We start from the raw sequence: 13,236 nt of genomic DNA on the forward strand, positions 1-13,236 counted from the left end.
GTCCTCAGCATGCTCAGGCGGCCTGGCCTGGAGTCTTGCGGGTCGCCGCTCATGGTTCCTGGAACGCCTGCATGCCCTGCATGCAATACAGCAGAAAGCGATTGGCAGCCGGGGACAGATGGCGGCCGGTGCGAGTGATGAGCTGCATCTCCGCATCCTGAAATGCAGCGTTGTGAATGGGAATGGCGCGCAGGCGCCCGCTTGCCAGCTCGGCCGTGACGGAGCAGGGCGGCAGCAGGGTCACGCCCTGGCCGCTGGTGACAAAGGCCAGCAGCACGCTGATGAGATTGCTGGTCAGCGCGGGGCTGAGGTGGATCTTGTCCTTGCGTTCGGCATATTCCACGAGCTGGCGAATGCCATACACACCTTGAAGCATGGCAATAGGCCATTGGCTGAGCTCCTGCAGCGAAGTCTGGGCAGCGCTGGCCAGCGGGTGCTGGGAGTGGACGATGGCGTGCATGGGCTGGCGCGCCGTACCGCGTGCGGTGATATGGCTGTCGGCGGGCGGGTAGTAGACCAGGCCGATCTCGGCAGCGTCCTCGCGAATCCGGCGCATGATCTCGGTCGTGCCGTAAATTTCCAGCGAGATGCTGACGCCCGGATATTGCTGGCGAAAATTGCGTATGGGCCCGTCGATAAGCTCCTGTGCAAAACCCTCGCCGCTGACCACGCTGACGCTGCCGCTGTGCAGCCCGCGCAGCGCATCGACCTTGGCCAGCATGTCGTGGCGGTGGGCCGTGTGTTCGCGATGATAGTCCAGCAGCAACTGGCCGGCCTCGGTAGGTACCACGCCGTTGCGATGGCGCTCCAGCAGAGCCAGGCCCAGTTCCTCTTCGAGCAGGCTGATCTGGCGGCTGACGGCCGAGGGCACGATGCCCAGTTTTTCGGCGGCGGCACGAACGGAGCCGCAGTAGACGGCTTCAAACAGATAGCGGGCGCGGGAGTCTTGAAAGGCGGACATGCCGTGATTGTCGTCGCCAAATTACATCTGTATTCATACGTATGTTCACTTTTTTAGAACAGAAAAAGAATGCGTATGCAATAAATGCATTGTTATATTCAGCGCCCGCATGGGTGAGCGCCAGCTTGGGCTGGCCGTGCCCATTTTCAGGGTTCAAAGCTATTTCAGCGCGTCGGCAGCGGTCGTCGTGTGCAAGGAAAGTTGATGCGTACAGAGGTGCAGCCGGCCAAGGCCGCGTTGAATGTGGGCAGCGTGGTGCAGGTATTTGCGCTGGCGCTGGTGATCGCGGCGTTGTCCGAGTGGCTGGGGCCGTTGCCCATTTCGCTGGGCGTGGGCAAGGTGGTGCTGCTGCCCATGATCTGGGCGCTGCTCATCGGCCTGGTGCTGGGTCTGCTGCGCAAGCGCATGCCCGGCCCGCTGCAACTGAGCCTGTACAGTCAGAATCTGGCCGCCGCCGTGCTGTCCTGCGCGCTGTTCCTGTTCATTGCCAAGCTGGGCCTGCTGGTCGGTGGTTCGCTGCCCAAGCTGGCGGAAGTCGGCTGGGGACTGGTGTTGCAGGAGTTGGGCAACTTGGTCGGTTGCGTGGCCCTGGGCATGCCCGTGGCGCTCCTGCTGGGGATCAAGCGCGAAGCGATTGGCGCGACGTTCTCCATCGGCCGTGAACCGGGCCTGGCCATCATCGGCGAGCGTTTCGGCATGGATTCGCCCGAAGGCCGCGGCGTGCTGGCCGAGTACATCACAGGCACTCTGATCGGTGCCATCTTCATCTCGCTGCTGGCCGGCTTTGTCTCCAGCCTCAATATCTTCCACCCGCTGGCCCTGGGCATGGGCGCCGGCGTGGGTTCGGGCAGCATGACGGCCGCCGCCGTGGGCGCGATCGCCGCCCAGCATCCCGAAATGAGCGACCAGATTGCCACCTTTGCCGCTGCCGCCAATCTGATCGCGACAACGGTGGGCACTTATCTGACGCTGTTCATCTCGCTGCCCCTGGCCTTGCGCGCCTATCAATGGCTGGAGCCGATTCTGGGCCGCAAGCGCAAGCAGGCCGTGGTGGAGCAGGCCGTGGATCTGTCGGCTGCCAAGGACGAAGAGCAGGCGCAGGTGCCGGCGCTGGGCCTGGGCATGCGCTTCGCTTGCTGGGTCCTGGTCGGCGCCATGGTGCTGATCGGCAACCGCATCGGCCATGGCGTGCCGGTGATGGATGCGCTGCCCGGCGTGCTGCTCATCATTGCTGCCGTGTTTGTCGGTGATCTGATCTACGTCGGCACGCGCCGCATGCTGCCTGCCGTGTGCTGGATCTCGTTCATCGCCATGGCCATGACATTCCCGCTCACGCCTTATGCCGCCGAAGTGGCTGCGCTCACCGGCAAGGTCAACTTCCTGGCCATGATCACGCCCATGCTGACGTTCGCGGGCCTGTCGCTGGCCAAGGACATCCCGGCCTTCCGCCGTCTGGGCTGGCGCATCGTCGTGGTTTCGCTGCTGGCCAATGCCGGTGTGTTCCTGGCTGCGACCCTGATCGCCCAGACCTTTGTCCATACGCTGTAAAGCCGGAGCACGACCATGATGAACACCATCAAGTGGCCCGGCCAGCAGGAACTTCAAGCCTGGCGCCATGACTTTCACCGTCATCCCGAAACCGCGTTTCAGGAGCACCGCACCAGCGCACGCGTGGCCGAACTGCTGAAGAGCTTTGGTCTGGAAGTGCACACCGGCCTGGCCGGTACGGGTGTGGTTGCCGTGCTCAAGGGCAATATGGGCGCAGGCCCATCCATCGGCCTGCGCGCCGATATGGACGCGTTGAATGTGACGGAGCTCAACCAGTGCGAGCATGCGTCCACGCACGCCGGCCGTATGCATGCCTGCGGCCATGACGGCCATACCAGCATGTTGCTGGGGGCTGCCCAGGCTCTGGCCTCGGCGCCCGATTTTGCGGGGACCGTACATTTCATCTTCCAGCCCGCCGAGGAAAACGAAGGTGGCGCGCGAGCCATGATCGAAGCCGGCTTGTTCAAGCGCTTCCCCATGGACGCGGTCTACAGCATGCATAACTGGCCTGGCCTGCCTGTGGGAACGGCAGCGGTGCATTCCACGGCCGTGATGGCGGCCTTCGACATCTTTGACCTGACTCTGACCGGCAAGGGTTGCCATGCCGCCATGCCCCATCTGGGCAAGGACGCACTGCTGGCTGCCTGCCAACTGGTGACTCATCTTCCCGCGCTGATTGCGCGCGAGCAGGAGGTTCACAAGCCGGCCGTGCTTAGCGTGACCAGCTTCAACGCCGGCGATACCTATAACGTGATGCCCGAAGTCATCAAGCTGCGTGGCACCGTGCGCTGCTTTGACATGCCTCAGCGTGCGCGCATCGAACAGCGTTTTCGCGATGCGATTGCCGCGACCTGCGCGCTGCACGGCCTGGAGGCCCATCTCGACTACCGCGTCAGCTACCCCGCAACCATCAACAACCCCCAGCATGCCGAAGTCTGCGCCGAGGTGCTGACCAGCGTGCTGGGCGAGGGCAAGGTGCGCCGCGATATGGTGCCCAGCATGGCCTCGGAAGACTTTGCCTTCATGGCGCAGGAATGCCCGGGCGTCTATATCTGGCTGGGCAATGGCGAGGACAGTGCCTCGCTGCACAATCCAAAGTACGACTTCAATGACGCCAATCTGCCGCTGGGCATGCGTTACTGGGTGGCGCTGGTGGGTGCGCTGCTGAAGGACGGCAAGCTGCCAGCCTGACAGCGCAGTTTTGCCATACATGCCTACGCCGGGTCAACGCAGAGTTGAGCCCGGCGTTTTTCATGATCCGCTGGTTTGCAAAACTGCACCAAGCAATGCATTCGGTCACAGAAATGTCGGAAGGCTGACACCCTGTAACGCCATTGGATGCAGGAGCTCTATGATGTTTGTAGCGCTCCGAGATAGTTTCTGTCGTTATCTCAACAGGAGTTGGGGCGTGCGTGGCGGCCGCCTTGATCCTGTGGGTGAAGAGTTGGTTGCGCAATAGCAGGTGTTGCATTCCGGCGCATGGCCGGGATTTCACGCGGCGCTGACCGCATCTCTTTCGCAACGCTGCCTGCACCAACCCTGGTGACGCGACTTGTTGCACTGTCCGGGTCTTGATACAGGAGGGCGCTATATGCCGTTCGGCAATCTGGAGGCGGGCATCTGGCCTGCCGGCTTTCCACCGCTGCTGAGCTGGTGCGTGCTGGTTTCGGCCGCCGCCTTGCTTGGTCATCTGGTTCATCGCTTTACCGGCTATCCACGCATGCTGGGCTACACCATGGTCGGTCTGGTGGCCGGCTGGGTGGGGTTTGGTGACCTGCCCTGGCCTTTGCAGGGCAGTTCGGCGCTGCTGCTGGAGCTGGCCGTGGGCGCGAGCCTGTTGCTGGCTGCATCTCAAGTTTCCCTTCCCTGGCTGCTGCGTCAGCCCTGGCTGCTGCTGCAAAGCCTGGGCGAGTCGTTGTTGACTCTGGTGGTGGTGACCGCCGCCTTGCTGGCTCTCGGCTGGGGCTGGGCCGTGGCGCTGGCCGTCGGCGTGATATCCATGGCGGCATCGCCGGCCGTGCTGCTGCGCATTGCCGATGATTTGCGTGCCAGCGGTGCAGTGACGGATCGCAGTCTGCTGCTGGCAACCATCAGCACCTTGCTGGCGCTGCTGGGGGCGCTGGTGCTGACGGTAGTATTTGTTCCTGCCGCCGCTGCGGCGGGCGGCGGCCTGCAGTTCTCGGCTGCGGGACTGGGGCGTTTGCTGCTCAGCCTGCTGCTGACCCTGTTCTGGGCCTTGCTGGTCACGGCCGCTTTCTGGCCGGTGTTGCGTTGGCAGTCATCGCGCAGCGACAGCACGGCCTTTTATCTGCTCGCGGCAATGACTGCGGTCTGTCTGCTGGCAGAGCAATGGGGTGGTTCGGCCGCGCTGGGCTTTATGGTTGCGGGGCTGATGCTGCGCAATCTCAGTCCCATGCCATTGATCTGGCCCCAGGCCTTTCAGGCGGCCAATGCCATGCTCAATCTGCTGATGTTTGTACTGGTTGCCAGTATGGCAGCCCAGGTCGGCATGTCGTTCGCTCTTGTTTCGGTAGTGGCTAGCGCCGTACTGGCAAGGGCAGTCGGCAAATTTTCTGCAGTTTTGCTATTGGGGCACGGCACGGCCATAGGCTGGCGCAGACAGTGGCCCGTGGCCTGCGGACAGTTTGCGCTCTCGGGGGTAGCCCTGCTTATGGTCTCTGCTCTGGTGTCGCAGTGGACTGCTTTCAATGCCAGCGTGGCCCAGCAGCTCGCGGCCATTGCCTTGCCCATGATTGCCTTGTGTGAGGTACTGGGTGTGCTGCTGGCTGCCACGGCGCTGTGGCGCAGCGGCGATGCCCATCGCGGCGTGGGCCGCGCAGCCTTGCAAAGAGGGGAGAGGCGTCATGACGCATGAAGTCGAACACATTCAAACGGCAGCGGCCGATGGTCTGGGCGAATTCGCGCCATCTCAGGCGTTGACGCTGGGCGTGGAGCTGGAGCTGCAGTTGCTCAACACCCATCACTACGATATGACGCCTTATGCGCCCGATATGCTGGCTCTGCTCAAGAACGCCAAGGTTCCGGGCTCCATCGTTCCCGAGGTGACGGCCAGCATGATCGAAATCTCGACCGGCATTTGTAGCGATGCACAGGACGCGTATGAGCAGTTGGCGGTCACACGCGATGCCCTGGTCAAGGCGGCTGACCGGCTCAATATCGCGCTGGCCGGCGGCGGTACGCACCCGTTTCAGCAATGGCACCAGCAGCGCATCTACGACAAGCCGCGCTTCAAGGAGCTGACGGCGCTGTATGGCTATCTGACCAAGCAGTTCACCATCTTCGGCCAGCATGTGCATGTGGGCTGTCCCAGTGCCGATGATGCGCTGATGATGTTGCACCGGCTCTCGCGCTATATCCCGCATTTCATTGCGCTGTCCGCATCCAGTCCCTTTGTGCAGGGGCAGGACACGGCGTTTGACTCCGCGCGCCTGAACTCGGTGTTCGCATTTCCGCTCTCGGGGCGTGCGCCATTTGCCTTGCACTGGGAAGACTTCGAGCGCTATTTTGTCAAGATGGCTGCCACGGGCGTGATTCACAGCATGAAGGACTTTTACTGGGATATCCGTCCCAAGCCGGAGTTCGGCACTGTGGAAGTTCGTGTCTTCGATACGCCGCTGTCCATCCATCGCGCAGCGCAACTGGCGGCCTATGTTCAGGCGCTGGGCGCCTGGTTCCTCAGTGAGCAGCCCTTTGAACCCAGCGAAGACGACTATCTGGTCTATACCTATAACCGCTTCCAGGCCTGCCGCTTTGGTCTGGACGGCACCTATGTGGACCCTGCCACCAGCGAGCAACTGCCGCTACGCGAGCATATCGAGCAGACGCTGGGGCGCATCACCGGCCATGCGCCGGCATCCGGCAAGAGCGCTTTGCAGGAGCTGGCCCAGGTGCTGCAGGGCGGCAACGATGCGAGCTGGCTGCGCGAAAGCTATGCCCGGGTGCAGCAGTTGCCGGAGGTGGTGCGCCAGGCGTCGCTCAGATTCGCTGGCAGGCCCTGACCGGCGTTGACATTATCGGCTCGGCGCAAGGCATTAGAGTTGCCAACACTTAAGAGTGGGGGGAAAGGCTTGAGTAAAGCCTGGACCAGACCTGCTTTGTTGATCCGCAGGTCCGGCTGTTCTCATTGCCTGGACCAGGCGGCGCCTAGCTTTATCGGATATGAGCGATTTCATGGTTGCGACCGTCATCCTTGGCATGCTCTGCGTGCATCTGTTGTGTTTTTGCGTTCTGTTCATGCTGATCAGTCGCAGGCTGCCCGGCAGAAAAATGGGCATGGAGGTCTTTGCGCTGGGCAATCTGCTGCTTGGTTGTGCCTATATATTGCAGTTGTTGGGCGGCAAGCCTGGCTGGAGTGTGATGAGCCTCGTCAATCACACGCTGACGCTTTGCGCGCCGGTAGCGTATGTGCTGGGTGCGATGCGGTTTTTCAATCGGCCGACGCCGGTATGGCGTCCGCTGCTGATTTTGGCACTGGCCTACAGCGCGGCTCAGGTGCTGGTGCAGTCTACGCTTGGTCTGGAGGCGCGTCAGGCCATGTTGGCTGCGGCATGCACTTTGCTGTTTCTCTGCATGACGATCACTTTGCTTTGGGGAACGCGCAGCTTTGCCAGGAATATGGCCGTGGAGATGGTGGTGTTTGCCATCCTGATCGCGGGCATATGTGGTCTCAATGCCATGAAGCTCATGCTGATCCTGAAGGGTGGGCTGCAGGCTTTGGACATGAACAGCCGTTTCCAGATGGTGTTCTATATCTATATGTCTTTTCTCGGTACGGTGATTCCGCCAGGCGCTGTCTGGCTGGCGTTGCGCCGTCTCACCGACGAACTCGGCAGCATGGCAGCGCAGGATCCGCTGACCAAGCTGCTCAATCGTCGTGGTTTGCTAGATGGGCTGGAGGCGCATTTCGCAGCCAGGAAAGCCGCTCCGGTCCACCTCTTGATCGTGGACATTGACCATTTCAAGCGCATCAACGACAACTATGGGCACCAGTTTGGCGACAACGTGCTGTGTCGCGTGGCAGAAGCGATTCAGCAAAGCACGCGCAGGAGTGATCTGAAATGTCGTCTGGGCGGCGAGGAGTTTCTGGTTCTTTGCCCTGGCCTGAAGGGGGATGAAGTTCTGCAACTGGCCGAAAGAATACGTGCGGCGATTGCGGAAATCGCGATACCTGGCATCAGCCTGCACGGCTCTGTCACTTGCACGGCGACGATTGGTGTTTCCAATCCGTTCATCACTTCTCAGGCATTTGACATCACGCTGCAGCAGGCCGATGCCGCTCTTTATCGAGGCAAGAGCGCCGGGCGCAACCGCGTTCAGCGTGCGGACCCCGAATACCTTCTGCCTCAGGCGCTAGAAAGCAAGGCAAGAAGGTCAAGCCTTTCTAACCGGGAAAGGGCCTGAAGACGCTCAGGCTGCAATCACCGTTACGGCATAACCCTTGCCGCTTGCAATCACCTCCAGCAGCCGATCGATATTGGGGTGAGCGCCGGGGCGTGCCTTGGCGTCTTCGGTGTGCTCTGCAAACAGCTGCAGACCCTCTTCGGCGGCGGCGACATTGATGCTGCCATGTTTTGCGTAGAGGGCGTTGTAGACCGTGACAGAGCCGGCCTTGCCAGGCGCATTCGGAATGCTTGCGGCAAGCTTGCCGTCGGAGCCGATCAGCTGTAGCTCGGCGACATGGGCGATGGAGGGAAGTTGCTTGAGGTTGTCGGCAAAGGCCATGGTGTGCTCGCGATGGTCGCTGTGATGGAAGCCGCTATTGTGAGGCAGTCTGATGGCGTGTTCAGCTGCGGGCGCTGTTTTGCTCCAGCACCCGCAGCGCCTGCTGCATCTGCGCAAGCGTTGGCGCGTACTCGGGCAGCTCGGCAATTTCATCCATTTCGCGCTGCATCAGCTGCTGAGCCTGTGCTGCAAGGTCCTGCCACTGTGCGGCGCTCATGAGGGCCTGCGCCGCCTGCAGCAAATCGGCTTCAGTCTCGTAGGACAGCGAAAGCTTGCGCACCACATTGAGGGCAAATGGCGGGCACAGCAAAATCTGAAACGCCGTGGAGCGCGCGAAGGCCCGATTGCTGTGGCCCTGCTTGCCGTGGCGCAGGGCCAGCCAGCTCAGGCAGGCCGTGCTTAGATAGATCAGCGCGAGTGCGATCAGCTGCAGCAGTTCGGAATGCAGCACCAGCAAGGCAGCGGGAAGACAGAGAAACAGCAGCGCAGCCAGCAGATACAGCGGCAGCGCAAACGCTTTGAAACTGCGGGAATGTGCCTCCACTGCCTTTGAAAATACCGCCTCACCGGGCAGGTGAATCCGCGTGGTGCTCCAGCGCTGCCGGTAGACGGGCTGGTGTAGTGCAAGAACAGGCAGCCATAGCAGGCGATTCTGACGCAGCTCGAAGCCCCGGCTGGCCAGCTGTGCCCGCCATCCCGAGCGTAGCGGGCGCAGCAAACCCTCTTCTGGCTTGAGCAGCAAGGCCGCGTCATAAAGATAGAACAGGACAATGGCCAGAACTACCTGCAGCTGCGTGGAGATCGTGAAGTACAAGACGGCTTTCGAGACAAGACAAACCCCGCGATCTTAGCGATGCGCGGGGCGGGGTTACAGGGGTTGAAGCCGCGACCGACCGACTGTCTTATTCTGCGGCTTTCTTGCGGCCAAACAATTTGCCTATGCCTGCGAACAGCGCGACCGCTGCGGCTGCAATGATCTTCCAGCCTGCTGCCAGAAAGCCTGCAATCGCACCCCAAAGGCCTTTCTTTGTGGCCACTGCGGCAGCTCCGCCGAGCACCAGTGCACCCAGGCCGATGGCGGCGACCTTGTCACCGTTCTTGAACTCGGCATAGGTCTGGCCACTGTTGTAGTCGAAGCCGGCGAGTACTTTCTTGAATTCATCGGTGTTCTGGGCCAGTGTGGCGGTGTCGGAGACCAGGGTGGCAGTCATCACGCCGCTGCGGCCCAGAATGCGCGAGGTGTAGTTGACATTCTTCTCGCCCGACTCGCCGCGCAGACGCAGACCCCATTCCAGTCGCTTGGTGGCTGTGTCGTAATGTGGGGGAACCTGCCAGCCATCGGTGTACAGCGCTTCAAGACCCAGCTTCTTGCGCTGTTCGTTGCCGGCCTTGTCGCCTGACTGCATGGATTTGAGCAAGTCGTCGGCATCGATTTTTTCGTCGTCCTTCACGTAGCCAGTGTCGTCATACGAAAACACGGCAAACCAGTCCAGCGATTTGGGGGCTATCAGAAAGTGATCGCTGCTGGGTGGGTTTCCAAATGCCTGCAACAGCTTGGATGTGTCGGCCTCGCCGAGAAAGGCATAGCCCGATGGAATCTTGACGCTGGCCTTGTCAGCGATTTCTCCCTTGCCGCTTTCCTGCCAGCGCAGGGCCTTGATTTCAGGCGGTAACTCCTGAGTGGCTTCGGTCTTGGCCCAGACGCCCAGAGAAAGTGACAGGCCGAGAACGGCTGCCGCGATGGACTTGAACATTCAATGAACTCCCGTGTTATGAATTTATTGAGGATTGCTATTGGTAATAGCGAACTTGATTTCACATTCGCATTCGAATCATCAATCGTTGATTCGCACGCGAAGCATAACGCGGCTCAAACTGAGCTGACAAAATTAGCAGGATTGATAGAGCAAAGCGTCAGTAATATCGGACAAAAAGCATGTTTTAAAGATTTTTCATGGGGATTGATCATATGCACAGTGCCATATCATTCTTGCAGGGACATGCCAATCTGGGCATGGGCAGCTGGCACCTTGGCCAGGGACGGCGTAGCCGGGACGAGGAGAAAGCGGCCTTGCTCACCGGATTGCAACTCGGCCTGAGCGTGATCGACACCGCCGAGATGTATGGCGACGGCCTTTCCGAAGAACTGATTGGCGATGTGCTGCGTGACTGGTCGCCAAGTCGGCCCCGGCCTTTTCTGGTCAGCAAGGTTCTACCCATGCATGCCAGCCGCAAGGGAGTGATGCGTGCGTTCGAGGCCAGCGCCCATAAGCTGGGAGTGGGCTGTATCGACCTCTATTTACTCCACTGGCGCGGAAATACGCCGCTGGCCAAGACGGTAGCCGCGTTTGAGGACCTTAAGACGCAGGGCAAGATTCGCCATTGGGGCGTTTCCAATTTCGACATCGACGATATGCAGGAGCTGTGGCAAGTTCCCGGCGGACGCAACTGCGTGGTCAATCAGGTGCTCTACAACGTTCTCAGCCGCGGCATCGAATATGACTTGCTGCCCTGGTGTCAGAAGAACGGCGTGACCGTGATGGCTTATTGCCCGCTAGGACATGGAGAGCTGATTGAGCACAGCCTGCTGGCTGAAATAGGTGATCGCCATGGTGTCGGTGCCAGTGTGGTGGCTCTGGCCTGGGCTCTGCGCAGCGGCAAAGTGCTGGCGATTCCCGAGAGCGGCTCCGAAGACCATGTCCGAGACAACGCCCGTGCACTGCAGCTCAAGCTCGGCCCGGAGGAGCTGGCGCTGATCGATGCTGCCTCGCCCCCGCCGCGCTTCAAGCAGCCGCTGGACATTCTCTGAGCAAGAAGGGCGCCTGAGGCTTAGGCGAGTCGGTGTCATGAGCGACGGTCCGTGAGATCCTCGCTGCCCGTACCAGCACTCAGACCTGAGCCCAGTCCGGCGCCCAGTCCCAGGCCTCCCGCTCCCATGCTTGCACCCTGAGCGCCTGCGCCACTGCGACCGCCCGAACCCTGAGCTTCACCGGCCTTGCGATTCCCTCCGGCGCCCCCGGTACTCGGCCTTGCCGGGCCCTGGGACGGTATCTGGAGATGCAAGGGAATGGGTTCAAGATCCAGAGCGTCGCGGATAAAGCCGCGCAGCGAGGTGACCAGCGCGGCGGTCTCGATAGGTCGACCGGCCACCATATCCTGGGCGGCCCGGGCCGCCAGTTCCACCTGCTCCTCGGTACCCAGCAGGATGATGTCGGACAGCGCGGCTTCCACGGCATCCCGGATACGACGCCGGCGCTCGTTCAGGCTAGCTCCGGCTGGCGGTTGCGGCGGCGTCTCATCGTTTTGCCTGAGCTCGCGCAGATGCAGAGGGCTCACGCTCAGTGTGCCGGTGAACGAGCTACCCAGCGTTTTGTAGGCGGCGATCAAGGTCTTGAGTCGTTCGTTGATCTGCCGGTTCTCACGCTCGCGTCGTTTTTGCACGGTCTGCATGAACAACAGGCGAATGCCCATCATCAGGCAGGTCACCAGCAACAGGCCCAGCACAGTGGAGAGCAAGGAGGTCCAGGAGCTGAAATCAAGCGAAGAGCGCATGGAGTTCTTTCAAACGGAGTCGTCGGCCATGAAAGCGAGTTTGCACAATTTTTACGCGATCAGGGCGAGAGTGGCATGCTCCGGCCGCGCTTGCGGCAAAGCTTGTCAATCGGGCTCGCGTTTTGCCATATGCTAGATAGTTGACATATCACCTAGCTGAGAAAAAGAGACAACGTGGTGGAGCCTGTGACTAACCGGGGTCTGAACCCCTCATGGATCATCGTCGCAGCGGGCGTCAGTGCCTCGCTGCATGTGGGTAAGCTGCCGCCCGCCGTGCCCCTGCTGCAGCAGCAACTGGGCGTGTCCCTGGTGCAGGCCGGATTTCTGCTCTCCACCGTTCAGGTGGCGGGCATGGTGCTGGGCCTGGTGGTGGGCCTGGGCGCCGACAAATGGGGTCTGCGTCGCAGCTTGCTGATGGGGCTGTTGTTGACGGCGCTGTCCAGCATGGTGGGTGCTTTGGCCACGGGCTTTGCCTGGTTGCTGGCGCTGCGCGCTCTGGAAGGTCTGGGATTCTTGCTGGTCGCCATGCCTGCTCCAGGGCTGATTCGTCGCAGCGTCAGGCCGTCAGAGCTGGGGGCGCGAATGGGCTGGTGGGGCTCTTATATGCCCATTGGCAGCGCCATGGGCTTGCTGCTTGGGCCATGGGTGCTGCAGGCGACGAGTTGGCAGACTTGGTGGCTTGCGCTGGGTTGTACCTCCGCCTTGGCTGCCTATGCTGTATGGCGCATGGTGCCTGCGGATGCCACTGCAGCGGTAGCAGTCCCTGCCGATGAAGGATGGCGTCCGCGCCTGGCGCTCACATTGCGCAGCCCCGGCCCCTGGCTGGTGTCGCTGGGCTTTATGGTGTATTCGGGTCAGTGGATGGGCATTGTCGGCTTTCTGCCCACGCTCTATTCTGAGGCAGGGCTCAGTGCCAAGCTGGCCGGCCTGCTGACTGCCGTGGTCGCCGCCAGCAATATGCTGGGCAATGTGGCCGCAGGCAGGTTGTTGCATCGGGGCTGGAGTCCCGCGCGCTGCCTGCAGACCGGCTATGTGCTGATGGGGCTGACGGCGCTGCTGGCCTATGTGCAGATCGGCGGCGAGCCTTTGGCGCCGCTGTGGCTGCGCTTCATGGCCGTGGCACTGTTCTCGGCGACGGGCGGCCTGATACCGGCGACCTTGTTCACAACGGCCATGCATCTGGCGCCCAGCCAGGCCACGGTGTCAACCACCGTAGGTTTCATGCAGCAATGGTCTTGCGTGGGGCAGTTTGTGGGTCCGCCGCTGGTGGCGGCCGTGGCCATGCAGATGGGCGGTTGGCAGTTTACGTGGATGGTGACAGGCAGCATGTGCGTGCTGGGCTGGTTGCTGGCGCAGGGAGTGGGCCGTTGCTGGAGCAGCCTCAGGGCCTGAGACTTGGGGGGATGCTCTGTATTTGTGAGCTTGCAGTTCTT

At 61.4% G+C, this 13,236-nt stretch carries 13 protein-coding genes; 7 read left to right on the top strand and 6 right to left on the bottom strand.

Features of this window, described 5'->3' with window-relative positions; translation table 11 throughout:
• Positions 1 to 49: 49 nt before the first annotated feature.
• Positions 50 to 961: a LysR family transcriptional regulator gene (locus ACWGXF_RS18455; protein WP_039051035.1), complete on the bottom strand. Its 912-nt coding sequence runs from the start codon at positions 959 to 961 to the stop codon at positions 50 to 52.
• A 204-nt stretch (positions 962 to 1,165) separates the two neighbouring features.
• On the opposite strand from ACWGXF_RS18455, the gene ACWGXF_RS18460 reads away from it, so the two are divergent.
• The 4 genes from ACWGXF_RS18460 (at position 1,166) to ACWGXF_RS18475 (ending at position 6,528) form a co-directional block, all read left to right on the top strand.
• A complete protein-coding gene (locus tag ACWGXF_RS18460; protein WP_256630444.1) occupies positions 1,166 to 2,509 on the top strand; it encodes a DUF3100 domain-containing protein in 1,344 nt (447 codons plus the stop codon).
• Positions 2,510 to 2,524: 15 nt separating this feature from the next.
• Positions 2,525 to 3,700, top strand: coding sequence for a M20 aminoacylase family protein (locus tag ACWGXF_RS18465; RefSeq protein ID WP_046462437.1), 1,176 nt, complete (start codon positions 2,525 to 2,527; stop codon positions 3,698 to 3,700).
• A 400-nt stretch (positions 3,701 to 4,100) separates the two neighbouring features.
• Positions 4,101 to 5,384 (top strand): cation:proton antiporter, encoded by a 1,284-nt coding sequence (locus ACWGXF_RS18470; RefSeq protein ID WP_004340874.1) that lies wholly within the window; start codon positions 4,101 to 4,103, stop codon positions 5,382 to 5,384.
• Entirely contained in the window at positions 5,374 to 6,528 is a 1,155-nt protein-coding gene (locus tag ACWGXF_RS18475; protein ID WP_004340876.1) for a YbdK family carboxylate-amine ligase, read from the top strand. The genes ACWGXF_RS18470 and ACWGXF_RS18475 overlap by 11 nt, the downstream gene beginning before the upstream one ends.
• 151 nt (positions 6,529 to 6,679) lie before the next feature.
• Here ACWGXF_RS18475 and ACWGXF_RS18480 read toward each other — a convergent pair whose 3' ends face one another.
• On the bottom strand, positions 6,680 to 6,904 hold the full coding sequence (locus ACWGXF_RS18480) for a hypothetical protein (protein WP_241781331.1): 225 nt from the start codon (positions 6,902 to 6,904) through the stop codon (positions 6,680 to 6,682).
• Here ACWGXF_RS18480 and ACWGXF_RS18485 point away from each other — a divergent pair.
• Positions 6,887 to 7,930 carry a GGDEF domain-containing protein gene (locus ACWGXF_RS18485; protein WP_347611927.1) on the top strand — a complete coding sequence of 348 codons (1,044 nt, stop codon included), beginning with the start codon at positions 6,887 to 6,889 and terminating at the stop codon, positions 7,928 to 7,930. The genes ACWGXF_RS18480 and ACWGXF_RS18485 overlap by 18 nt on opposite strands.
• Positions 7,931 to 7,936: 6 nt before the next feature.
• On the opposite strand, the gene ACWGXF_RS18490 is transcribed toward ACWGXF_RS18485, so the two are convergent.
• From ACWGXF_RS18490 to ACWGXF_RS18500, 3 genes are all read right to left on the bottom strand, one after another.
• Positions 7,937 to 8,251 carry a DUF2322 family protein gene (locus ACWGXF_RS18490; protein ID WP_039051033.1) on the bottom strand — a complete coding sequence of 105 codons (315 nt, stop codon included), beginning with the start codon at positions 8,249 to 8,251 and terminating at the stop codon, positions 7,937 to 7,939.
• Positions 8,252 to 8,312: 61 nt separating this feature from the next.
• The gene (locus ACWGXF_RS18495) at positions 8,313 to 9,065 is read right to left on the bottom strand and encodes a hypothetical protein (protein ID WP_256630445.1); all 753 of its coding nucleotides are present in this window, start codon (positions 9,063 to 9,065) and stop codon (positions 8,313 to 8,315) included.
• 88 nt (positions 9,066 to 9,153) lie between these two features.
• Complete coding sequence (locus ACWGXF_RS18500) at positions 9,154 to 10,005, bottom strand: DUF2167 domain-containing protein (RefSeq protein WP_004340885.1); 852 nt, start codon at positions 10,003 to 10,005, stop codon at positions 9,154 to 9,156.
• A gap of 200 nt (positions 10,006 to 10,205) precedes the next feature.
• Here ACWGXF_RS18500 and ACWGXF_RS18505 point away from each other — a divergent pair, with 200 nt between their 5' ends.
• Positions 10,206 to 11,060 carry an aldo/keto reductase gene (locus ACWGXF_RS18505; RefSeq protein WP_256630446.1) on the top strand — a complete coding sequence of 285 codons (855 nt, stop codon included), beginning with the start codon at positions 10,206 to 10,208 and terminating at the stop codon, positions 11,058 to 11,060.
• Between the two features lie 35 nt (positions 11,061 to 11,095).
• Here ACWGXF_RS18505 and ACWGXF_RS18510 read toward each other — a convergent pair whose 3' ends face one another.
• Positions 11,096 to 11,803: a hypothetical protein gene (locus ACWGXF_RS18510; RefSeq protein ID WP_256630447.1), complete on the bottom strand. Its 708-nt coding sequence runs from the start codon at positions 11,801 to 11,803 to the stop codon at positions 11,096 to 11,098.
• Between the two features lie 177 nt (positions 11,804 to 11,980).
• Here ACWGXF_RS18510 and ACWGXF_RS18515 point away from each other — a divergent pair, with 177 nt between their 5' ends.
• Positions 11,981 to 13,195 (top strand): MFS transporter, encoded by a 1,215-nt coding sequence (locus ACWGXF_RS18515; RefSeq protein WP_452102248.1) that lies wholly within the window; start codon positions 11,981 to 11,983, stop codon positions 13,193 to 13,195.
• The last annotated feature ends 41 nt before the right edge of the window (positions 13,196 to 13,236 follow it).

It is taken from the genome of Comamonas sp. HJ-2 (assembly GCF_053615495.1).